At 72.4% G+C, this 19,709-nt stretch carries 16 protein-coding genes; 8 read left to right on the top strand and 8 right to left on the bottom strand.

The genetic code is table 11. From position 1 onward, the window contains the following. Nucleotides 1-101 precede the first annotated feature (101 nt). The gene (locus tag IO20_RS0105150) at nt 102-962 is read left to right on the top strand and encodes a helix-turn-helix domain-containing protein (RefSeq protein WP_030546472.1); all 861 of its coding nucleotides are present in this window, start codon (nt 102-104) and stop codon (nt 960-962) included. Next, entirely contained in the window at nt 959-1,147 is a 189-nt protein-coding gene (locus IO20_RS0105145; protein WP_030546470.1) for a DUF397 domain-containing protein, read from the top strand. Before IO20_RS0105150 ends, IO20_RS0105145 begins: the two co-directional genes overlap by 4 nt. Nucleotides 1,148-1,221: 74 nt before the next feature. Here IO20_RS0105145 and IO20_RS0105140 read toward each other — a convergent pair whose 3' ends face one another. The 5 genes from IO20_RS0105140 to IO20_RS0105120 form a co-directional block, all read right to left on the bottom strand. Next, the gene (locus tag IO20_RS0105140) at nt 1,222-1,773 is read right to left on the bottom strand and encodes a DinB family protein (protein WP_030546468.1); all 552 of its coding nucleotides are present in this window, start codon (nt 1,771-1,773) and stop codon (nt 1,222-1,224) included. An 11-nt stretch (nt 1,774-1,784) separates the two neighbouring features. Next, nucleotides 1,785-4,406: a caspase, EACC1-associated type gene (locus IO20_RS37445; RefSeq protein WP_051874281.1), complete on the bottom strand. Its 2,622-nt coding sequence runs from the start codon at nt 4,404-4,406 to the stop codon at nt 1,785-1,787. Nucleotides 4,407-4,409: 3 nt separating this feature from the next. Continuing rightward, entirely contained in the window at nt 4,410-4,775 is a 366-nt protein-coding gene (locus tag IO20_RS36265; protein WP_051874280.1) for an effector-associated constant component EACC1, read from the bottom strand. A 138-nt stretch (nt 4,776-4,913) separates the two neighbouring features. Further along, complete coding sequence (locus tag IO20_RS0105125) at nt 4,914-5,252, bottom strand: hypothetical protein (RefSeq protein WP_157850726.1); 339 nt, start codon at nt 5,250-5,252, stop codon at nt 4,914-4,916. A gap of 119 nt (nt 5,253-5,371) precedes the next feature. Continuing rightward, nucleotides 5,372-6,871, bottom strand: coding sequence for an MFS transporter (locus tag IO20_RS0105120; RefSeq protein ID WP_030546460.1), 1,500 nt, complete (start codon nt 6,869-6,871; stop codon nt 5,372-5,374). A 201-nt stretch (nt 6,872-7,072) separates the two neighbouring features. Between IO20_RS0105120 and IO20_RS0105115 the strand changes: the two genes are divergently transcribed. The 3 genes from IO20_RS0105115 (at nt 7,073) to mfd (ending at nt 14,272) form a co-directional block, all read left to right on the top strand. Then, nucleotides 7,073-7,912 carry an ABC transporter ATP-binding protein gene (locus IO20_RS0105115; RefSeq protein WP_397792484.1) on the top strand — a complete coding sequence of 280 codons (840 nt, stop codon included), beginning with the start codon at nt 7,073-7,075 and terminating at the stop codon, nt 7,910-7,912. Continuing rightward, the gene (locus IO20_RS0105110; protein WP_030546456.1) at nt 7,909-10,482 is read left to right on the top strand and encodes an ABC transporter permease; all 2,574 of its coding nucleotides are present in this window, start codon (nt 7,909-7,911) and stop codon (nt 10,480-10,482) included. Before IO20_RS0105115 ends, IO20_RS0105110 begins: the two co-directional genes overlap by 4 nt. 253 nt (nt 10,483-10,735) lie before the next feature. Further along, nucleotides 10,736-14,272: a transcription-repair coupling factor gene (mfd, locus tag IO20_RS0105105; protein ID WP_030546453.1), complete on the top strand. Its 3,537-nt coding sequence runs from the start codon at nt 10,736-10,738 to the stop codon at nt 14,270-14,272. Between the two features lie 46 nt (nt 14,273-14,318). Here mfd and IO20_RS0105100 read toward each other — a convergent pair whose 3' ends face one another. Together IO20_RS0105100 and IO20_RS0105095 are read right to left on the bottom strand one after the other, a co-directional pair. Next, entirely contained in the window at nt 14,319-15,578 is a 1,260-nt protein-coding gene (locus IO20_RS0105100; RefSeq protein WP_030546451.1) for an SGNH/GDSL hydrolase family protein, read from the bottom strand. Nucleotides 15,579-15,606: 28 nt separating this feature from the next. Continuing rightward, nucleotides 15,607-16,185, bottom strand: a complete 579-nt coding sequence (locus tag IO20_RS0105095) for a TetR/AcrR family transcriptional regulator (protein WP_030546450.1) — start codon at nt 16,183-16,185, stop codon at nt 15,607-15,609. Nucleotides 16,186-16,335: 150 nt separating this feature from the next. Between IO20_RS0105095 and IO20_RS0105090 the strand changes: the two genes are divergently transcribed. The 3 genes from IO20_RS0105090 to IO20_RS0105080 all read left to right on the top strand — a co-directional run bounded on the left by IO20_RS0105090 (nt 16,336) and on the right by IO20_RS0105080 (nt 18,791). Then, nucleotides 16,336-17,244 (top strand): SCO6745 family protein, encoded by a 909-nt coding sequence (locus tag IO20_RS0105090; RefSeq protein WP_051874293.1) that lies wholly within the window; start codon nt 16,336-16,338, stop codon nt 17,242-17,244. Between the two features lie 40 nt (nt 17,245-17,284). Beyond that, nucleotides 17,285-17,983, top strand: coding sequence for an HNH endonuclease family protein (locus tag IO20_RS0105085; protein ID WP_211270346.1), 699 nt, complete (start codon nt 17,285-17,287; stop codon nt 17,981-17,983). A 61-nt stretch (nt 17,984-18,044) separates the two neighbouring features. Continuing rightward, nucleotides 18,045-18,791, top strand: coding sequence for a hypothetical protein (locus IO20_RS0105080; protein ID WP_030546445.1), 747 nt, complete (start codon nt 18,045-18,047; stop codon nt 18,789-18,791). A gap of 69 nt (nt 18,792-18,860) precedes the next feature. Here IO20_RS0105080 and IO20_RS0105075 read toward each other — a convergent pair whose 3' ends face one another. Further along, nucleotides 18,861-19,634, bottom strand: coding sequence for a hypothetical protein (locus IO20_RS0105075; protein ID WP_030546444.1), 774 nt, complete (start codon nt 19,632-19,634; stop codon nt 18,861-18,863). Nucleotides 19,635-19,709 lie beyond the last annotated feature (75 nt).

Genomic DNA, 19,709 nt, shown 5'->3' with positions numbered 1-19,709 from the left:
CTCCCAAGCTCCTCTTGGTGGCGTAGCGTGACCAGTGGTGACGCACCGACGCGGTCACCCTGTACGTGATGTGTCGGTGCGCGTACGAGAGGTGGGGTGCGATGGCGGAAGAGCGGGCGGAGCCAGAGGCCGACGAGGCGGAGGGCGCCCAGACGGCGGACAGGTCCGGGCGGGGTGTGGTGGCCGCGTTCGGGCAGAGTCTGAAGACGCTGCGGACGCGGGCGGGGATGGAGCGGGAGGAGTTCGGCAAGCGGCTGGGCTACTCGGCGTCCACCATCGCCTCGTTCGAGCAGGGCCGGAGGATCCCGCCGCCGCGCGCGATCGACCGGTCGGACGAGGTGCTCGACGCGGGCGGACTCCTGACGGTGTGGAAGGACCAGCTGGAGAGGGCGCAGTACCCGGCGTTCTTCCAGGGGATGGCCCAGCTGGAGAAGCAGGCGATAGAGCTGCTGGCGTACGACACCTTGGTGGTCAAGGGCCTGCTCCAGACCGAGGAGTACATGAGGGCGCTGCTCGCCAACCGGCGTCCGCCGCTCGATCCGGAGACGATCGAGCAGCGCGTGACGGCCCGACTGGCCCGGCAGGAAATCTTCGAGCGGCGGCCCGCGCCGTTGCTGAGCTTTGTCATGTGCGAATCGGTACTGCGGCGGAAGTTCGGCGGCAAGGACGTGCTGCGCGGACAGCTGGAGCAGCTTCTCCTCATCGGTCAGCGGACGAACGTCGAGCTCCAGGTCATGCCGCTCGACAGTGAGGACAACTCAGGTGTGGACGGGCCGTTCACCGTCATCACGCGTGACGACGGCAAGAGGTTCGTCTACTCCGAGGCCCAGGGCGCCAGCGCCCTGGAGACGGAGGCCAAGCAGACCGTTCTCGGCATGGCCCGCTATGGGATCATCCGGTCGCAGGCTCTCCCCCCGCGAGAGTCGTTGGCGTTCATCGAGAAGTTGCTGGGAGAGCTATGAACAACATTGAATCCCTCGCCTGGTTCAAGAGCAGCCACAGCGGTGCTGAGGGCGGCGACTGCGTCGAGGTCGCGACCGGCGACGGCGCCGTGCACGTCCGTGACTCCAAGGACGTGGCCCGGCCGGCCCTCCGGGTGTCGCCCCAGGCGTGGGCCGGGTTCGTCGGGCTCGCCTCGGCGGAGTAGTACAGCCCGCCTTTGTACGTGGGAGAGCCCTGCCGTCCGAACCGGACGGCAGGGCTCTCCGGTTCGGGGCCCCTTCACCTCGGCGGGTCCTCGCCCGTGAGGCCGTCGACGGATTCGCGGATGAGGTCGGCGTGGCCCGCGTGGCGGGCGTACTCCTCGATGAGGTCCAGCAGGATGCGGCGGAGGTTGGGGCGTTCGCCGCTGCGGGTGGTGTAGGCGCCGAGTTGGTCGAGGCCGCCCGCGTCGAGTGCTTCGGCGACGATGGCGCGGGAGCGGTCGACCGATTCGCGCCAGAGGGCGAGCAGTTGCTCGGGGGTGTCGTCGGCGGCGGACCGGTAGGCCCAGTCGGGAGTGCTTTCCCAGTCGACGCTGTTCCAGGGGGCGCCGACCGCAGTGTTGAGCCACAGCCGGGCGAAGTGGCTGTCCTCCACGTGCGCCAGGTGCTTGAGCAGGCCGCCCAGGGTGATCGTGGATGCGCCGACCGTGGCCCGCAGGCCGGGGGAGTCCAGGCCGGAGCACTTCCAGGCCAGCGTGGCCCGCTGGCGGTCGAGGGCGCCGAGGACGGCTTCCGCCTCGGTGCCGGCGAGGGGAGGTTCCGGCCACGTGTCCACTGTCGTCTCAGTCACGGCTGCAGACCCTAGCGCCGCCGGAAGCGGTCGAGCAGGCGGGGGCCGACGGTCGGAGGCGGGTCGGGCGGCGGGGCCGGGAGTTCGGGGGCCGGGACGCCCAGTGACTCGGCGAGCTCCCGCCGCTGGGTGTTGCTCAGTCGGGTGGAGGCGTTCTCCAAGGCGTACCGGGCGAGTTCCCGCAGTCCCGCCTCGTGCAGGGAACGCACGAAGCCCATGAACAGCTCCGGGAACATCCACCGGGCCCCGCGCACGACGGCTTGGGCGTGGTTCCTGTGGCCCCGGGTCTCCAGGATCTGGAGCAGTTCCCTCACCTCGTTGGGCGACGGCTGCCGCGAGTACTCCTCCAGGACCTCTTCCACCTGCGCCGTCAGGCCCGCGTAGGACAGGACGGCGATGACGTCGACCTGGTCGAGCGACCAGGTGCCGCCGACGACGAGGCTTCTGACCGTAGGGGCGGACAGGCCCTCCATCGGCCGACCGGAGGTCTCCAGGAACGTGTGCAGGACCTTCTGGTCGACCGGCATCCTCGCCGTGCGGAGCCGTGGCAGCTGCCGCGCCGCCCGCTCGGGGTCGGTCTGTGCCAGCCTGCGCAGCACGAGGACCGCGACCTCGTGCTCGCCGGCTTCGTGCAGCGTGGCGAGGAGGTCCGTGAACTCCACCCCCGTCGTCCCGCACAGCTGGTCGAGCAGGGCGTCCCGGGGCCGGCTCACGGTGTGCAGGGACCTGATGAGCCGGGCCTGCAGCAGGATGTCGCCCGCCACGGCGGCCAGCACGCGCGCCGAGTCCTGGGGGGCGCCGTCCGTGTCGAGCAGGGCCAGCAGCGCGGCCACGCTCGCGGCCGAGCGCCGGGCCGCGGTGCCCTTCACCAGCGCCTCGGCGTCCAGGGGGCGGCCCATCGTGCGCAGGGCGTCGACGAGCGCGGGAAGCTGCTCGACGGGGCGGGCGGCGGCCGCCTGCTCGAAGAGGGGCCGCAGGGCCCCGTCGTGGCCCTCGGCGTGCAGCAGCTCGGCGAGCGCCACCACCTCCGCGGTGTCGAGCTCGCCGCTCACGAAGGTCAGGAGCCGTTCGGCGCGGTCGCCCATGCCGGCCGTCCACAGGGCGTCGCACAGCCCGGCGAGGTCGCGCACCGTGGACGCCGCGTCGGCCGCGGCCCGCAGCAGCTCGTCCGTCGCCGCCGTGCGCCCCGCCTCGTCCGCGATGCGCAGCACCCGGACCAGCCCCGCGGAGTCCTCGGCGACGGCGGGGAGCCATCGGAGGGAGAGGTCGAGGGCCTCGTCGACCCGGCCGATGGAGCGCAGGGCGTCGGCGAGCCTGACCGCTTCCTGGGGTGACGAGAAGGAAGGCGCCGCCAGAACCCGTGTGGCCTGCTCGTCGAGCTGCGCCGACCACAGTGCGCCGGCAAGGCCGAGTACCGCCTCGGTGGTCCCGAGGGTGCCGATCGCAGCCGCCAGGAGCGCGTCGGCCACGCCCGCCTCGTCCTCGTACAACGGGCGGAGGACGGCGGCCACGTCCTCCGGGGCGCGCCCCGCCACCGTGGTCAGGAGCCGCTCGACGTCCTCGCCGTCGTCCAGCGCCCGCAGCGCCCGGACCACGGTCACCAGGTCGGCCGGGGAACGCCGGGCGCCGACCGTGGTCAGCATGGCCCGTGCCTCCGGGTCGCGCCCCTGTCGGCGCAGCAGGTGCGCGAGGGCCGCCGCCTCCTGGGCGGGCCGGGTCCCGGCGGCCAGCTCCAGCAGCTCCGCCGCCGTGGCCGGTTCCGTCGATCGCAGCCGCTCCGTGTACTCGGCGATGCGCCGGGGCTGGGACCGCAGCAGTACGCGGAACCGGTCCGGCACCGCAGGCCGGGCGGCGGGGGGCGGTGGCGCGGCCGGCGTGGCCCCGCCGGGCAGGCCATGGCGGTTGCGGGCCAGGACCAGGTCGCGCCCGGTGTTGCTGAGCCGCTGCTGGGGGATCGGTCGTCCCTTGGCGCGCAGTTCGCCCGTCACGTGCTCGTAGAGTTCCGTGGCTCCGATCAGCGGACCGGCACCGGGCAGCCCGCCGGACAGCGCACGGATCAGCTCGCCGGTGAAGGCGGTGTGGGGTTCGTCCGGCGGTGCGACGGCCAATCGGTTGGGGCCGCAGGCCGTGAGCAGGTACGTGCCCGTGATCCGGGCCTGCTCGGCCATCGTCACGGGCCCGTTCATGCCCCCGGTCATCGCCTGGCCGCTGTAGCAGCAGTCCAGGATCACCACCCGGTTCACCTTCCGCCCGGCGTCCAGCACTTCCCGCCGCACGTTCGCGAAGTCGACGGAGGTGTAGGGGCGTTCGGGGTCGGACGAGGGCAGGGCGAGCAGCAGACCGTCGACCTCTCCCGGTCCCACGAGGCCGTGGCCCGCGTAGTAGACCAGGAGCGTGTCGGTGGCCCGGCGGGCCGCTTCGCGTACGGCGTCGAGGAGCTGGGCGGGAGACGACGGCTCGGCGACCCGGGTGACGTGGTCCGGCGGCAGCCCCCAGACGCCGGGGTCCTCCAGGAGCCGCCCGAGGTCCTCCAGGTTGCGGGAGACCGCCGGCAGGTCCTCGAGGTCCGGGGACTCGTAGGACGACGAGCCGATGAGCACGGCGTACGACCCCAGGGGGTCGGGGAGCTCCACGGGTCAGCCGTCTTCCGGTCGCCCGGGCTCGGAGAACGCTCGGAGGAGCTGCTGCACGGCCTCCTCGGAGCCCTCCTCCACCGTCACGGTCAGCCCGTCGGACGCCCGGGTGAAGGTGAGGGCGGCCCGGCTGCGCCGGGCCTTGCGCCAGGTCGCGTACGCCACGGTGAGGTTGGCGAGACCCACGGCGTGGGTGAGGACCACGTCGATGACGTCGAGGCCGCCGCTCATGCTGCCCGCCACCGGCTCCGAGGCGAGCCGGATCGTGCCGGGGGCCTCCTCCTCGTCGCCGAGCCAGCGGTAGAAGTCCCGCAGATCCGTGCTGTCCTCGGGATCGGCCACCCCGATGCTCAGCCGGCTCTCCTGCATGCCCCGCCACCTCCGTGTCGTGTCGTCCGCACCTTCGGTGAGAGCGTCGCACACGGCCGGTCGGGGAACGGCGGGTTCCGTGAACTGCTGCTCGGGTGAGCGCTGTTGCGCCTCTTCGTCGCGTCCGCCGGGCCTGCCTCAGGCCGCCGCCCAGATCACGAGACCGACCGCGATCGAGCACATCGCGAGACCGGTGACGAGGGCGCGGGCCGGGACGGACAGGCGGCGGACGGCGGGTGTACGGAGCAGGGTGACCGGTACGGCCGTGATGGCGAGGCAGATCGGCAGCCAGTGGAGCGGGATCCCGTCGGTCGGCCCGGTGTCCGCCGCCGCCCACAGCGCCAGGAACCCCAGGCCCGAGAGCAGCAGGAGGGCGACCGCCCACAGGAGGGCCGCCACCACGGCGACGCCGGTTCCGCGAAGGGACGGCGTCGGGCGGGCGGGGCCGTAGAGCCGCGCGTACGTGTCGGGGTGCAAGGCCGGCTCCTTGGGACGGGGTGACTCCATCGTCGGGTCCAGGCGCCGTACGGGCATGGGTCCGCGTGCTCATCTCCGGCCGGGCGCGTACTCAGCCGGCGTGATCCCCGAGGCGGGTCCTAGTCCGCCTCTTTCAGGACCGGGAAGCGGCGGGGGGCCAGGGTGAGCAGGGCCAGGAGGGCGAGGGCCGCCGCGGCCGCCGCGCCCAGGTACACGTAGTCCACGGCCGCGTCGACGGCCCGGCGGGTGGCGTCGGTGGTGTGGAGGGCGCCCGCCAGGCTGTCGAGGTCGGTGTCGGCGCCGAGGCGGGCGGCCAGGACCGCGTTCGCGACCGCGCCGAAGAGGGCCGCGCCGATGCTCTGGCCGACCTGGCGGCAGAAGAGGACCGAGGCCGTCGTCGTGCCGCGTTCCTCGTACGGCACGGTCGACTGGACGCCGACGATCAGCGGCAGTTGGAAGAGCCCGAGGGCGCCGCCGAGCAGCAGCATCAGGAGCGTGGGCTGCCAGGGTTCGCCGGGGAACGGCAGGAACGGGAACGCAAGGAGCAGGACCAGGGCGAGGGAGATGCCCAGGATCGCGGTGAGGCGGAAGCCGATGCGGGTGTAGAGCCGGTTGGAGAGCGCCGCCGCGATGGGCCAGCTCAGGGTCCAGGAGGACAGGACGAAGCCGGCGGCGATCGGGCCGAGGCCCAGGACGGACTGGGCGTACGTCGGCAGGAAGACGGCCGGGGCGACCATGAGCAGGCCGAGGGCGCCCAGGGAGAGGTTGACGGCGGCGATCGTGCGGCGGCGCCAGACCCAGCCGGGGACGATGGGTTCGGCGGCGCGGCGTTCGACGACGACCGTGACGGCGCCGAGGACGGCCGCTCCGGCGAGGAGGCCGAGGGAGGGCGCGGAGAGCCAGGGCCAGGCGACGCCGCCCTGGACGAGCGCGGTGATGAGCAGCGCCCCGGTGGCGAAGATGCCGAGGGCTCCGGCCCAGTCGATCCGTACGGGCGCGCGGGGTGCGGTGCGGGCGGGTTCGACCAGGTGGCGCCAGATCAGCCAGAGGGCGACGAGGCCGACGGGCAGGTTGATCAGGAAGATCCAGCGCCAGTCGGCGTAGCCGGCGAGGAGTCCGCCGGCGGCGGGTCCCGCGACCGAGGAGGCGGCCCACACGGAGGACAGCCGGGCCTGGATCTTGGGGCGTTCCTTCAGGGGGTAGAGGTCGGCGGCGATGGTCTGGACGGTGCCTTGGAGTGCGCCGCCGCCGAGGCCCTGGACGACGCGGAAGGCGATGAGGGAGGCCATGCTCCAGGCCGCCGCGCAGAGCAGGGAGCCGATGAGGAAGAGGACGACTCCGGCGATGAGGACGGGCTTGCGGCCGAAGGTGTCGCTGAGCTTCCCGTACACGGGCAGGGTGACGGTCACGGCGAGCAGGTAGCCGGCGAAGAGCCAGGAGAAGACGGCGAGTCCGCCGAGGTCGCCGACGATCTGGGGGACGGCTGTGGCCACGATCGTGCCGTCGAGGGCGGCGAGGCCCATGCCGAGCATGAGCGCGAGGACCACGGGGCGTCGGTGTGCGGGGGCGGGCGCCGGGGCCGGGTCGGCTTCCGCGCGGCTGGTCGACGGCTCCGTCACCGGGACACCTTTCCTTTCTTCGTACACCTAAATGCTCGCGGACAGCGTGCCACTCGGACCCCGGGTGGAGGAACCCCTAGGGGCTTCTCCCCCATACGGCCCAGGGATCGTTCGTCCCGGCGGAGGACGAGAAGGGGCGCTCCGGCTTCTTAACTTGAACTTACAAACCCACCCGCTCCACTCCACCCCTAGGAGAAGACCGTGACCACGGCTGTGACCAACCCCAGGCACGGGGGCGAAGAGGAAGGTGCGGCGCGGAGCGCCTCGTTGAGGGGCGGTGGTCGGGCGGCGGGAGGGAGGACGGCCGTCGTCGCGCGGGCCCGTCAGGTCGTCAAGGCGTACGGCTCCGGGGAGACCCGGGTCGTCGCGCTCGACTCCGTCGACGTCGACATCGCCCGTGGGCAGTTCACCGCGATCATGGGCCCCTCGGGGTCGGGCAAGTCGACCCTGATGCACTGCCTCGCCGGGCTCGACACCGTCACCAGCGGTGAGATCTTCCTCGACGACACCGAGATCACCCGGCTCAAGGACAAGAAGCTCACGCAGCTCCGCCGGGACCGGATCGGCTTCATCTTCCAGGCGTTCAACCTGCTGCCCACCCTGAACGCCATCGAGAACATCACGCTCCCCATGGACATCGCGGGGCGCAAGCCGGACGCCGAATGGCTGCGCCGGGTCGTCGACACCGTCGGCCTCTCCGACCGCCTCAAGCACCGGCCGAACCAGCTCTCCGGCGGCCAGCAGCAGCGCGTCGCCGTGGCCCGCGCGCTCGCCGCCCGGCCCGAGATCATCTTCGGTGACGAGCCCACCGGCAACCTCGACTCGCGGGCCGGCGCCGAGGTCCTCGGCTTCCTCCGCACCTCCGTCGACGAACTGGGCCAGACCATCGTCATGGTCACCCACGACCCGGTCGCCGCCTCCTACGCGGACCGGGTCCTCTACCTCGCCGACGGGCGGATCGTCGACGAGATGGAGCGGCCCACCGCCGACGCCGTCCTCGACCGCATGAAGGACTTCGACGCGCGCGGGCGGACGTCATGAGCGTCCTGAAGACCTCCCTGCGCAACTTCCTCGCGCACAAGGGCCGGATGGCGCTCTCGGCCGTCGCGGTGCTCCTCTCCGTCGCCTTCGTCTCCGGGACCCTCGTGTTCACGGACACGATGAACACGACCTTCGACAAGCTCTTCGCCGTCACCGCCTCCGACGTCACCGTCAGCCCGAAGAACGGCTCGGTGAGCGACGAGACCCCGCAGACCGGCCGCCCCGAGGCCTTCCCCGCCTCGCTCGTCGAGCAGGTGCGGAAGGCCGAGGGCGTCCAGGCCGCCGACGGCGACGTCACCTCCCTCAGCGTCACGGTCGTCGACGCCGAGAACAAGAACGTCGGACCCACCGGCGGCGCCCCGACCATCGCCGGCAACTGGAGCCCCGAGGACCTCCGTTCGGTGGATCTCGTCTCCGGCCACGAGCCGCGCGGACCCACCGACGTCGTCGTCGACGGCGCCACCGCCGACAAGCACGGCTTGAAGCTCGGCGACGAGCTGCGGACGATCTCCGTCGCCGGTGACTTCACCGCGAAGATCTCCGGCATCGTCGATTTCAAGGTCACCAACCCCGGCGCCACCGTCGTCTACTTCGACACCGCCACCGCGCAGCGTGAACTGCTCGGCAAGGAAGGTCTGTTCACGCAGGTCCTCGCCGAGGCGAAGCCGGGTGTCTCGCACGACGCCCTCAAGAAGAACATCGCCGCCTCGATCGGCGGCGACTACAAGCTCCAGACCGCCGCCGAGGCCGCCGACGCGGGCCGCGAGGACGTCGCCGGCTTCCTCGACGTCATGAAGTACGCGATGCTCGGCTTCGCCGGACTCGCCTTCCTCGTCGGCATCTTCCTCATCGTCAACACCTTCTCCATGCTGGTCGCCCAGCGCACCCGCGAGATCGGCCTCATGCGGGCCATCGGCTCCAGCCGCAAGCAGGTGAACCGTTCCGTCCTCGTCGAAGCCGTACTCCTCGGCGTCGTCGGCTCGATCGCCGGTGTCGCGGCCGGCGTCGGCCTCGCCGTCGGGCTCATGGAACTCATGTCCTCCATGGGCATGGAACTGTCCACCCGCGACCTCACCGTGAAGTGGACGACCCCCGTCGTCGGCCTCGCCCTCGGCGTCGTCGTCACCGTCCTGGCCGCCTACATCCCCGCCCGCCGCGCCGGGAAGGTCTCCCCGATGGCCGCCCTCCGCGACGCGGGCACCCCCGCCGACGGCAAGGCCGGACGGGTACGGGGCGCGATCGGCCTCGCCCTCACCGCCGCCGGAGCGGCCGCCCTCGTGACGGCGGCCCGCGCCGCCGAAGCCAGCCCCGGCTCCCTCTGGCTCGGCGTCGGCGTCGTCCTCACCCTCCTCGGCTTCGTCGTCATCGGCCCGCTCCTCGCGGGCGGCATCGTCCGCGCCCTCGGCGCCGTCGTCCTGCGGGTCTTCGGCCCCGTCGGCCGGATGGCCGAGCGCAACGCGCTCCGCAACCCGCGCCGCACCGGCGCCACCGGCGCCGCCCTCATGATCGGCCTCGCGCTCGTCGCCAGCCTCTCGGTCGTCGGCTCCTCGATGGTCGCCTCGGCCACCGACGAACTCGACAAGTCCGTCGGCGCCGACTTCATCGTGCAGTCCGGCACCGGGCAGCCGATCGTGCCGCAGGCCCAGGCCGCCCTGGAGAAGGCGCCCGGCCTCGACCACGTCACCGAGTACAAGTGGGTCGACGCCACCGTCACCGACCCGCGCGGAAAGACCACGACGGCCGACCTGGCGGCCACCGAGCCGACGTACGTGAAGGACCTGCGCCGGGAGGTCACCGCCGGCACCCTCACCGAGGCGTACGGCCCCGGCGCGATGTCCGTCGGCAGCGACTACGCGTCGGAGCACGGCGTGAAGGTCGGCGACGTGCTGACCCTCGCCTTCAAGGGCGGCGAGAAGGCGAAGCTCAAGGTCGCGGCGATCACCGCCGACACCGGCAACGTCGACAACGGGGCGATGTACATCAACATCACCACCCTCGCCGAGCACCTCCCCGCCGACCGCGTCCCGCAGAGCCTGCTCCTCCTCGCCAGCGCGAAGGACGGCCAGGAGACCCAGGCCTACCAGGCCCTCAAGGACGCGCTCGCGCCCTACCCGCAGTACAAGGTGAGCAACCAGGCCGACTACAAGGAAGAGCTGAAGAACCAGGTCGGCCAGCTGCTCAACATCGTGTACGGGCTCCTCGCCCTCGCGATCGTCGTCGCGATCCTCGGTGTCGTGAACACCCTGGCCCTCTCGGTCGTCGAGCGCACCCGCGAGATCGGCCTCATGCGGGCCATCGGCCTCTCCCGCCGCCAGCTGCGCCGCATGATCCGCCTGGAGTCCGTGGTCATCGCCCTCTTCGGCGCGCTGCTCGGCCTCGGCCTGGGCATGGGCTGGGGCACGGCGGCCCAGAAGCTCCTGGCCCTGGAGGGCCTCGGCGTCCTGGAGATCCCGTGGCCGACGATCCTGACGGTCTTCGTCGGGTCGGCCTTCGTGGGCCTGTTCGCGGCGCTGGTCCCGGCGTTCCGGGCGGGCCGGATGAACGTACTGAACGCGATCGCCAGCGAGTAGCCGCGGCCGCGAAGCGACCCGGGTGCCGACCCCCTGCCAGGGGCCGGCACCCGACCCGTTTCCCGGCGGGCCCAGCCCCGGGCGCCGCAGGCCGCGGAAGTGCAGGTGGGTCGTGTTTCGGGGGCGGGGGGTCGTGGCGCGTCGTAGGCTGGGGCGGACCGGGCCGTACGTGTCCGGGACCACCCCGGCCCGTGACACGTGTCGGGCTGTTCGCGTTGTCCGCCCCCGTAGTCCGAACCCGGGATGGAAGTCCATGAGTCTGCACGGTCTGCTCGACGTCGTCGTCAAGGACGCCGCCCTCGCCGAGGCGGTGAAGGCCGCCGCCGACGGCAACCGGCCCCACGTCGATCTGGTCGGGCCGGCGGCCGCGCGGCCCTTCGCCGTCGCCGCGCTCGCCCGGGACTCCGGGCGGCCGGTGCTCGCGGTGACCGCGACCGGGCGGGAGGCCGAGGACCTCGCCGCCGCGCTGCGCTCGCTGCTCGACCCGGACCGGGTCGTCGAGTACCCCTCCTGGGAGACGCTGCCGCACGAGCGGCTCTCGCCCCGCTCCGACACCGTCGGCCGACGCCTCGCCGTGCTGCGCCGGCTGGCCCATCCCCGGGACGACGACCCGGCCGCGGGCCCCGTCAGCGTGGTCGTCGCGCCGATTCGGTCCGTGCTTCAGCCGCAGGTCAAGGGGCTCGGTGACCTTGAGCCGGTGAGCCTGCGCAGTGGGCAGACCGCCGATCTCAACGACATCGTCGAGGGGCTCGCCGCCGCCGCGTACTCCCGCGTCGAGCTGGTCGAGAAGCGCGGCGAGTTCGCCGTGCGCGGCGGCATCCTGGACGTCTTCCCGCCGACCGAGGAGCACCCCCTCCGGATCGAGTTCTGGGGCGACGACGTCGAGGAGATCCGTTACTTCAAGGTCGCCGACCAGCGGTCCCTCGAAGTCGCCGAACACGGCCTGTGGGCGCCGCCCTGCCGTGAGCTGCTGCTCACCGAGGACGTACGGCAGCGGGCGGCGGCGCTCGCCGAGGAGCACCCGGAGCTGGGCGAGCTGCTCAACAAGATCGCCGAGGGGATCGCCGTCGAGGGCATGGAGTCCCTCGCGCCGGTCCTCGTCGACGACATGGAGCTGCTGCTCGACGTGCTCCCCAAGGGCTCCATGGCCGTCGTCTGCGACCCGGAGCGGGTGCGGACCCGGGCCGCCGACCTCGTCGCCACGAGCCAGGAGTTCCTGCAGGCCTCGTGGGCGGCGACCGCCGGCGGCGGCGAGGCCCCGATCGACGTCGGCGCGGCCTCCCTGTGGGGGATCGCGGACGTACGGGACCGGGCGCGCGAGCTCGGCATGGCGTGGTGGTCGGTGTCGCCGTTCGCGGCCGACGAGTCCGTGCCGGGCGACAGGGACACCCTCACCCTCGGCATGCACGCCCCCGAGTCGTACCGGGGCGACACCGCCCGCGCGCTCGCGGACACCAAGGGCTGGCTGGCCGACGGCTGGCGCACGGTGTACGTGACGGAGGCCCACGGGCCCGCCACCCGTACGGTCGAGGTCCTCGGCGGCGAGGGCATCGCCGCCCGCCTCGACGCCGACCTGGCGGAGATCTCGCCGTCCGTCGTGCACGTGTCGACCGGCTCCATCGACTACGGCTTCGTCGACCCGGCGCTCCGGCTGGCCGTGCTCACCGAGACCGACCTGTCCGGCCAGAAGGCGGCCGGCAAGGACGGCCAGCGGATGCCGGCCAAGCGCCGGAAGACGATCGACCCGCTGACCCTGGAGGTCGGCGACTACATCGTGCACGAGCAGCACGGTGTCGGCCGGTACGTGGAGATGGTCCAGCGGACCGTGCAGGGCGCGACCCGCGAGTACCTCCTCGTCGAGTACGCCCCCGCGAAGCGCGGCCAGCCGGGCGACCGGCTGTACATCCCGACCGACCAGCTGGAGCAGGTCACCAAGTACGTGGGCGGCGAGGCGCCGACCCTGCACCGGCTCGGCGGCGCGGACTGGACGAAGACGAAGGCGCGCGCGAAGAAGGCCGTCAAGGAGATCGCCGCCGACCTGATCAAGCTGTACTCGGCGCGGATGGCGGCGCCCGGTCACGCCTTCGGCCCGGACACCCCCTGGCAGCGGGAGCTGGAGGACGCCTTCCCGTACGCGGAGACCCCCGACCAGCTGTCCACCATCGCCGAGGTGAAGGAGGACATGGAGAAGACGGTCCCGATGGACCGGCTGATCTGTGGCGACGTCGGCTACGGCAAGACGGAGATCGCCGTGCGGGCGGCCTTCAAGGCCGTCCAGGACGGCAAGCAGGTCGCGGTGCTCGTCCCGACGACCCTGCTGGTGCAGCAGCACTTCGGCACGTTCAGCGAGCGGTACTCGCAGTTCCCCGTGAAGGTGCGGGCGCTGTCCCGTTTCCAGTCGGACACCGAGTCCAAGGCGACCCTGGAGGGGCTGCGGGAGGGCTCGGTCGACATCGTCATCGGCACCCACCGCCTGTTCTCCTCCGAGACGAAGTTCAAGGACCTCGGTCTCGTCATCGTCGACGAGGAGCAGCGGTTCGGCGTCGAGCACAAGGAGCAGCTGAAGAAGCTCCGGGCCAACGTCGACGTGCTGACCATGTCGGCCACCCCGATTCCGCGCACGCTGGAGATGGCGGTGACGGGCATCCGCGAGATGTCGACGATCACCACTCCGCCGGAGGAGCGGCACCCGGTCCTCACCTTCGTCGGGCCGTACGAGGAGAAGCAGATCGGCGCCGCCGTCCGGCGTGAGCTCCTGCGCGAGGGCCAGGTCTTCTACATCCACAACCGGGTCGACTCGATCGACCGGGCGGCGGCGCGGCTGCGCGAGATCGTGCCCGAGGCGCGGATCGCGACGGCCCACGGCCAGATGGGCGAGAGCGCCCTGGAGCAGGTGGTCGTCGACTTCTGGGAGAAGAAGTTCGACGTGCTCGTCTCGACGACGATCGTCGAGTCCGGCATCGACATCTCCAACGCCAACACCCTGATCGTGGAGCGCGGCGACAACTTCGGCCTCTCGCAGCTCCACCAGCTGCGCGGCCGGGTCGGTCGAGGACGGGAGAGGGGTTACGCCTACTTCCTCTACCCGCCGGAGAAGCCGCTGACGGAGACCGCGCACGAGCGGCTCGCGACGATCGCCCAGCACACCGAGATGGGCGCCGGCATGTACGTCGCGATGAAGGACCTGGAGATCCGGGGCGCGGGCAACCTGCTCGGCGGCGAGCAGTCCGGCCACATCGCGGGCGTCGGCTTCGACCTGTACGTACGGATGGTCGGCGAGGCGGTCGCGGACTACCGGGCGCAGATGGAGGGCGGGGCCGAGGAGGAGGCTCCCCTCGAGGTGAAGATCGAGCTGCCGGTCGACGCCCACATGCCGCACGACTACGCGCCGGGGGAGCGGCTGCGGCTCCAGGCCTACCGTTCGATCGCCTCCGCGAACTCGGAGGAGGACATCAGGGCCGTACGCGAGGAGCTGACCGACCGCTACGGCAAGCTGCCGGAGCCGGTCGAGAACCTGCTCCTGGTGGCGGGCCTGCGGATGCTGGCGCGGGCGTGCGGGGTCGGCGAGATCGTCCTCCAGGGGCCCAACATCCGCTTCGCGCCGGTGGAGTTGCGCGAGTCGCAGGAGCTGCGCCTGAAGCGCCTGTACCCGCGCACGGTGATCAAGCCGGCGGTCCATCAGATCCTGGTGCCGCGCCCGACGTCGGGCAAGATCGGCGGCAAGCCGGTGGTGGGTCGCGAACTCCTCGCGTGGACGGGCGAGTTCCTGACGACGATCCTCGGGTCGTAGTCGGTCTCAGGGGTGCGTGGGACTTCTTCCACGCACCCCTTCCCGCTCAGAGCTCGTCGAGGTCCAGCGCCTCGGCCATCGCGGTGTAGCCCGCGTCGTTCGGGTGGAGGCCGTCGCCCGAGTCGTACGCGGGGAGGATGCGGTCCGGGTCGGTCGGGTCCGCGACGGCGCGGTCGAAGTCGACGATCGCGTCGTACGCGCCCGAGGTGCGGACCCAGGTGTTGAAGGCGTCCCGCTTGGCCTCGTTGGCCGGACTGTCGTAGGAGGAGCCCTTGACCGGGGTCAGGGTCGCGCCGATGACCTTGAGGCCCTTGGCGTGGGCTTCGCGGATCAGGGTGCGGTGGCCCGCGATCAGCCGGTCGACGGGGACGTCGGGGGTCGCGGCGGAGGGGAAGTCCACCGTGCTGCCGCCGATGTCGTTGATGCCTTCGAGGATGACGACGGTCCGCACGCCGGGCTCGGTGAGGACGTCCTGTCGGAAGCGCGTCAGGGCCTTCTCGCCCGCCCAGGTGGTGTCGTTGACGACCTGGTTTCCGGCGATGCCGTGGTTGAGGACGGCACGGGGGCGGCCGGCCGAGGCGAGGCGTTCGGCGAGCTCGTCGGGGTAACGGTGGTCGGTGTCCTGGGTGGATCCCACGCCGTCGGTGATGGAGTCGCCGAAGGTGACGACGCCGCTGCGGCGCGCGGTGTCCCGGCCGCCGGTGACCTCGACGCCGGAGAGGAAGTACCAGGAGGCGCTGGTCTCCTCGAAGGCCGTGCCGGTGAGGTCGGCGCGGTGGTCGCCGGTGGCGCGGTAGCTGGTGGCCGAGGAGAAGTGGTGGAAGGTCGCGGGTCCGGTCTCGTCCGCCAGGTAGAGCGTGACGGTCAGCGATCCGAAGGCGTCTACGGGGAGGTGCGCGGCGTCGCTGAGGAGGGTGCCGCCGGCCGGGATCGTGACGGACGGCCGACCGTCGAAGCGGAGGTGGCGCACGGATCCGGGGCGCACGGCGCCGCCTTCCGCCGTGCGGGCGACGGTGGCCCCCGTGATCCGCAGGGGGTTGGTGCCGTAACGGTTCGTCAGCTCGATCCGGGCCCGGGTGCCGCCGGTCGTGACGCGGACGACCTGGCGGACCGTGTGGTTGTCGAAGCCCTGCTGCGACCAGTTGGCGCCGAAGGGCGCGGTCGGCGACTGCGGGGAGGCGGCCCAGGCGGCCCGCCAGTCGGGGCCGTGGTGTCCGGTGTCGGCGAGGGCGGTCGGTGCCAGCGCCAGGGCGGCGGTGGTGACGAGGGCCAGGGCGGTGCGGCGGAGGGTGTTCGTCGTGTGCATGCTTCGGTCAATTACCGGAGGGTGCCTCCTATTCCCCCTCGGCCAAAGGGAGTTGGCCGGCGAAGAGCAGGCCGGTGAGGGATCGGAAGTAGTCCTCCGGGTCGCTGTCGCCCAGCGCGTCCCGCACGTTGTGGGTGAGGAGCAGGGTCGCGAAGCCGTGGGCGAGGGACCAGGCGGCGATGCCCGCCGTGCGGGCGTCGGGGAGATCCGTCAGGCCGGCGACGCCCGCGCGGAGTTCGGCCGAGGCGCGTTCCTTGGCGGCCAGGAGGTCCGGGTCGTCGGCGCGCAGCAGGTCCGGCTGGAACATCACCTGGAAGTGGGCGGGGTGCTCCACGGCGAAGCGCACGTACCGCACCCCGCGCTCGCGGAGGTCCGGCGCGGCGGCCAGGGTCTCGGCGAGGAGCCCGTACCCCTGGGCGGCGAGCGCCGTGAGGAGTCCGGTGCGGTCCTTGAAGTGGTGGGCGGGTGCGGCGTGCGAGACGCCCGCGCGGCGCGCGAGGTCGCGCAGGCTGAGCGCCCCGGGGCCGTCGGCGGCGATGACGTCGAGGGCGGCGGCGAGGACGGCCTGCCGCAGGTCGCCGTGGTGGTAGGTGCTCCGACTCGTCATGGCAGCAGCGTATCCCTCATCTAGTCATTGACAAGTTCGGGCGGGTCCGCGCACTATCTAGTCAGTGACAAGATGATGAGTGAGTCCGTTCGCGAGGAGGACGCCGTGGAAGACGCCGTGGAAACTGTGGAGACCGGACGCGTACGTCAGATGTGGCACCTGCTCGAACCCCTGCACGCCCTGCTCTACTACGCCCCCGAGGCCTTCCACGAGGCCGCCGCCCTCGGCTACGACACCAGCGAACGCTGGCCCGCCTACTTCGCCTGGCGCGCCGCGCCCCTCGGAGCGGCCGACGTCGACCGGGTCGCCTCCGCCTTCTACAGCTTCAGCCCCGCCATGGTCGCCCGGTACGTCCCCGCCGCCTGGGAGACCGCCGAACCGGCCGAGGTCCTTGCCGGCCGCCTCCGGGCCGTCGACCGCACCTACCGGGCGCTCTTCGGCGACCTCGTCGACCGCCCCGAGTTCGCCGAGGCCGCCGCGCTCGCCCGCCGCGCCGCCGACGCGGCGGTGAGCCCCGACGGCGTGACCTCCGGCCCGGTGGCCTCCGATGCGGCCGAGGCCCCCGGCCCGGTGCGCTCCCGCCCTGCGGGGCGCCCGCTCGCCGCCGCCAACGCCGGACTGCCCTGGCCCGAGGCCCCGCACCTGGCCCTCTGGCAGGCCGCGACGATTCTGCGCGAGCACCGGGGCGACGGGCATGTCGCCGCCCTCGCCGCCGCCTCCCTCGACCCGGTCGAGGCGCTCGTCTCCTTCGCGGCCGTGGGCGCCGCCCCCGAGCCCGTCTTCGCGAGCCGGGGCTGGAGCGCGGCCGAGTGGACCGCCGCGCGGGAACGGCTGGGCGCCCGGGGACTCGTGGACCCCGAAGGGGTGGCCACGGACGCCGGCCGGGCGCTGCGCGCCGGGGTCGAGCGGCGCACCGACGAGCTGGCCGCCGCGCCCTGGACCGCCCTCGGCCCCGACGCCACCGCCCGCCTCGCCGACCTGCTCGGCGGCCCCTGGCTGGCCGCGATCGGCTCCGGCCTGCTGCCCGCGGAGAACACCCTCGGCATCGGGAAGGTGTGAGCCCCGGGCCGCGACGGCACCCCCCGCCTAGGATTCCGGGGTGCTGACGTATCGAAGGACCCTGGCCGCCTCGGCGCTCGCCGCCGCCACCCTCGTGACCACCGCATGCTCGACGGGAGCCGACGTTCCGGGCTCAGGCGCGGGCGCCGGCTCCGGTACGGGCGGAAAGCCCGCCGCGCACGGCACGGCGCTGGCCGCCGTGGACACGCTCACCGTCAAGGGCCGGTCGCCCAAGACCGGTTACGAGCGGGAGAAGTTCGGCCGCGCCTGGGTGGACGTCGACGGCAACGGCTGCGGGACCCGAGACGACATACTCAAGCGCGACCTGGACCGTGTCCGCTTCTCGGACGGCCACTGCAAGGTCGCCTCCGGCACCCTCGCCGACGACCCGTACACCGGCACCTCCGTCACGTTCGTACGGGGCCGCAGCAAGGTCGACATCGACCATGTCGTCGCGCTCTCCGACGCCTGGCAGAAGGGCGCGCAGAAGTGGGACCCGGGCACCCGGCGCCGCTTCGCGAACGACCCGCTCAACCTGCTCGCCGTCGACTCGGCCACGAACCGCCGGAAGTCCGACGGCGACGCGGCGACCTGGCTGCCGCCGAACAAGGCCTACCGCTGCCCTTACGTGGCCCGCCAGATCGCGGTGAAACAGAAGTACGGGGTGTGGGTGACGCGCGCCGAGCGGGACGCGATGAAGCGGGTCCTCGACGGCTGCCCGCAGCAAAGGCTTCCGTAGAGGTGGCTCGCCACGGGGAAATTCGGTTGGGCGTCCGGTAAACGATCTTTACCCTGCGGGTATGGACCTCAACATATCGACCCTCGCCGAGCGCCCCGAACTGGAAGGGCCGATGTGGGGCATGCGTGACCTCTGGCCCGAGTTCATGATGTACGACCCGGTGGGCTGGGCGAACATCGGGCAGATCGTGCGGCAGCTGCCGGAGTACGTCCTCGTCGCCACCGACGCCGACGGCAAGGTCGTCGCCCGGGGCTTCAGCGTCCCCTTCCGGCTCGACGCGGACGGCCGCCGCGAGCTGCCCGCCCGGGGCTGGGACGAGGTGCTGCTCTGGGCGTTCTCCGACCTGAAGCACGGCCGCGAGGCCGACACCGTCAGCGCCATCGAGATCACGGTCGACACGAGCGCCCTCGGCCAGGGCCTCTCGCACCGGATGCTGGCCGCCATGCGGAAGAACGTGGCCGAGCGGGGCTTCTCCGAACTCGTCGCCCCCGTCCGCCCCAACGGCAAGCACCTGGAGGCCGAGGCCTCCATCCACGAGTACGCCTTCCGCACCCGTGAGGCCGACGGGCTGCCGCACGACCCGTGGCTCCGGGTCCACGTGCGCGCGGGCGGTGTCATCGAGGCCGTGGCCCCCGCCTCGATGACGGTCGCCGGCTCCGTCGAGCAGTGGCGGAAGTGGACCGGCCTCCCCTTCGACACCGACGGTCCCGTCGAGGTCGAGGGCGCGCTCGTCCCCGTCCACTGCGAGGCCACGCGCGGCTACGCGGTCTACGTCGAGCCCAACGTGTGGGTGCGGCACCGCGTCTGACCCGCACGCGAGCGAGAGGGCCGTCCCCGGTGGGCGGCCCTCTTCGCGTACCGCCCTGCTGCCCGTCGGTCAGGACTCGACGTCGACGATGTCCTTGGCCGCCGGTACCTTCGCCGCGACCGGCTTCCCGTACTTCGAGAAGGTGAGCGTCCCCGGCTCCTCGCCGCCCTTCGTGACGATCCGCAGGACGTACGGCGTGCCCTTCGTGGCCACGTAGACCGTGCTCGTCTCTCCGCCCGTGCCAGGCTCCGTCAGGGCCAGCGCGCTCTGCCCGTCGATGGTCGTCTCCTTGCCCTTCGCGATGCCGCTCGCGCCCTGCTCGAATCCGCTGAGCAGCCCGTCCAGATCGCAGAGAGCCAGCATGTCCTCGGAGTCCGGGTCGGAGGCGGGCGTCTTCACCCAGCGGCCCCTGAGCTCCTTGACCGTGGCGTCCTGCACCTCCTGGCTCTCGTCCTTGACCTGCTCACGCAGGAAGGCCTCGTCGAAGCGCAGGTAGACGTTCTTGTCGTCGGCCTTGATCAGCTCGGTCGTGCGGTCGACGCCCATGGTCAGCGTGCCGGCGCAACGTCCCTGGCCGTCGAGCGAGAGGTAGGCCTTGGTCGGGTCGTCGGCGGTCTTCAGGTCGACGTCGACGGTGAGCGACTTCGCGGACTTCGTCGCCGCGAAGGCCTTGTCGACGATCTGCGACCCCGTCAGGTCTCCGAAGGGCCCCGCGGGCTTCGTCGCCTGCGTCGGCTTCGCGTCGTCCGTGGTCGACCCGCAGGCGGTGGCGCCGAATGCGAGGGCGGCACACAGGACGGCGGCGACGGCGGCGGTGGGGCGGGTGCGGGGGTGAACGGGCACGGTGGTGTCTCTCCGAGAGGGGTCGTACGGGGGAGGGGGCCCCGTAGGGCCCCTGGTCCTGTGGTGTCGGCGGCG

Source organism: Streptomyces exfoliatus, assembly GCF_000725545.1.
Lineage (GTDB): Bacteria > Actinomycetota > Actinomycetes > Streptomycetales > Streptomycetaceae > Streptomyces > Streptomyces exfoliatus.
Note: the sequence above shows the minus strand (reverse complement) of the source record. Positions and strands in the feature narration are given on the sequence as shown.

What these genes read in the sequence shown, in the direction of transcription:
- IO20_RS0105150 (WP_030546472.1), top strand. Translation starts at nt 102, where the DNA reads ATGGCGGAAGAGCGGGCGGAGCCAGAGGCCGACGAGGCGGAGGGCGCC.
- IO20_RS0105145 (WP_030546470.1), top strand. Translation starts at nt 959, where the DNA reads ATGAACAACATTGAATCCCTCGCCTGGTTCAAGAGCAGCCACAGCGGT.
- IO20_RS36265 (WP_051874280.1), bottom strand. Translation starts at nt 4,775, where the DNA reads ATGCAGGAGAGCCGGCTGAGCATCGGGGTGGCCGATCCCGAGGACAGC.
- IO20_RS0105110 (WP_030546456.1), top strand. Translation starts at nt 7,909, where the DNA reads ATGAGCGTCCTGAAGACCTCCCTGCGCAACTTCCTCGCGCACAAGGGC.
- mfd (WP_030546453.1), top strand. Translation starts at nt 10,736, where the DNA reads ATGAGTCTGCACGGTCTGCTCGACGTCGTCGTCAAGGACGCCGCCCTC.
- IO20_RS0105100 (WP_030546451.1), bottom strand. Translation starts at nt 15,578, where the DNA reads ATGCACACGACGAACACCCTCCGCCGCACCGCCCTGGCCCTCGTCACC.
- IO20_RS0105095 (WP_030546450.1), bottom strand. Translation starts at nt 16,185, where the DNA reads ATGACGAGTCGGAGCACCTACCACCACGGCGACCTGCGGCAGGCCGTC.
- IO20_RS0105090 (WP_051874293.1), top strand. Translation starts at nt 16,336, where the DNA reads ATGTGGCACCTGCTCGAACCCCTGCACGCCCTGCTCTACTACGCCCCC.
- IO20_RS0105080 (WP_030546445.1), top strand. Translation starts at nt 18,045, where the DNA reads ATGGACCTCAACATATCGACCCTCGCCGAGCGCCCCGAACTGGAAGGG.